The sequence below is a fragment of the Paraclostridium benzoelyticum genome, from assembly GCF_001006285.1.
Classification (GTDB): domain Bacteria; phylum Bacillota; class Clostridia; order Peptostreptococcales; family Peptostreptococcaceae; genus Paraclostridium; species Paraclostridium benzoelyticum.
This window is the reverse complement of sequence record NZ_LBBT01000334.1, coordinates 1-626: the sequence shown is the minus strand read 5'-3', so window position 1 is coordinate 626 and position 626 is coordinate 1. Positions and strand designations below refer to the sequence as shown.

Annotated in this window: 1 protein-coding gene; it reads left to right on the top strand. The window is 21.2% G+C overall.

All coding sequences use genetic code 11. From position 1 onward, the window contains the following. Positions 1-43: 43 nt before the first annotated feature. A partial coding sequence (locus VN21_RS15995; RefSeq protein ID WP_046824139.1) for a hypothetical protein occupies positions 44-626 on the top strand: 583 nt, incomplete at its 3' end.

Below are 626 nucleotides of genomic sequence, written 5' to 3'. Positions count from 1 at the left end.
GTAATATTATTATAAAAATTTAAAATATAGGATGGAATTTAAGATGAAAAAACAATTAATGAATATAGCTGTACTTTTAATATCTATAATATCAATAATGTCCTTTTATATATTTGGGAAAGATAATATATTGATAGGTATTGGTTCAATTACTATAGCTATAACTATGCTTCGTGAAAATCATACAAATAATATACCTCGTACATTTTTAAAATTGAGTTTAGCACAAATAATTATAGGTTGTTGTGCTTATATTGCAAATTACAACTCAATTTATGCAGTAATTACTACATTTTTATTAAGCTTTTTAATTTATTATATTGGAAGTAGTGAAATAAAGGGGTCTAAAAGTAATGCTTTTATGATGCTCTATGTATTATTGATTTATGCACCTGTAACTATAGAGCAAATGCCAAAGAGAATATTAGCATTAGTATTCTCAGCAGTTGTTATATTATTTCTATACTTTGTTTTTACTAGATATAATTTTAAGAAAATTACAGATAAAAAACTTAATGAAACAATACATTTAATAAAAACTCAATTAAATTTAATTAAAGAAAATGAATGTACAGAAAATGAAAATAAAAAAGTGAATATTTTATTAAAAAATTTAGAATTAGATT